At 67.3% G+C, this 791-nt stretch carries 1 protein-coding gene; it reads right to left on the bottom strand.

Annotated elements, in window-relative coordinates; genetic code table 11:
- A partial coding sequence (locus tag FUT88_RS25620; protein ID WP_261797303.1) for a thiamine pyrophosphate-binding protein occupies positions 1-791 on the bottom strand: 791 nt, incomplete at both ends.

The following is a 791-nucleotide window of genomic DNA, read 5'->3' on the forward strand; positions in this document are numbered from 1 at the left end:
TGCCCAGGTCCGGACCGAACACGCGGCCGATCTGGGTCGGTTCGATATCGACGTGCACGAACTTGCGGCCCTTGGTGTAGACGTCGACGCTGCCGGTGTGGCGGTTGGCCCAGCGGTTGCCGATGCCGAACACGAAGTCCGACGCCAGCAGCGTGGCGTTGCCGTAGCGGTGGGACGTTTGCAGGCCCACCATGCCGGCGTTGAGCGGGTGGTCGTCGGCCAGCACGCCCCAGCCCATCAGGGTCGGGACGACGGGCACATTCACCAGCTCGGCAAACTCGACCATCAGCTTGGCCGCATCGGCGTTGATCACACCGCCGCCGCACACCAGCAGCGGGCGCTCGGCCTGGCACAGCATCTCGATGGCGCGCTCGGCTTGGCCACGCGTTGCCGCGGGCTTGTAGACCGGCAGCGGGCTATACGTGTCGGGATCGAATTCGATTTCGGCGACTTGCACGTCGAACGGCAGGTCGATCAGCACCGGGCCCGGGCGGCCCGAGCGCATCAGGTGGAACGCCTGCTGGAACACGCGCGGTACCAGCGCCGGCTCACGCACGGTGACGGCCCACTTCGTGACCGGCTTGGCGATCGATTCGATGTCGACGGCCTGGAAGTCTTCCTTGTACAGGCGGGCGCGGGGCGCCTGGCCGGTGATGCAGAGGATGGGAATCGAATCTGCCCAGGCCGAGTACAGGCCGGTGATCATGTCGGTGCCGGCAGGGCCCGACGTGCCGATGCATACGCCGATGTTGCCGGGTTCGGCACGGGTATAACCCTCGGCCATATGCGAG

This window comes from Ralstonia sp. TCR112, assembly GCF_007997035.1.
Lineage (GTDB): Bacteria > Pseudomonadota > Gammaproteobacteria > Burkholderiales > Burkholderiaceae > Ralstonia > Ralstonia edaphi.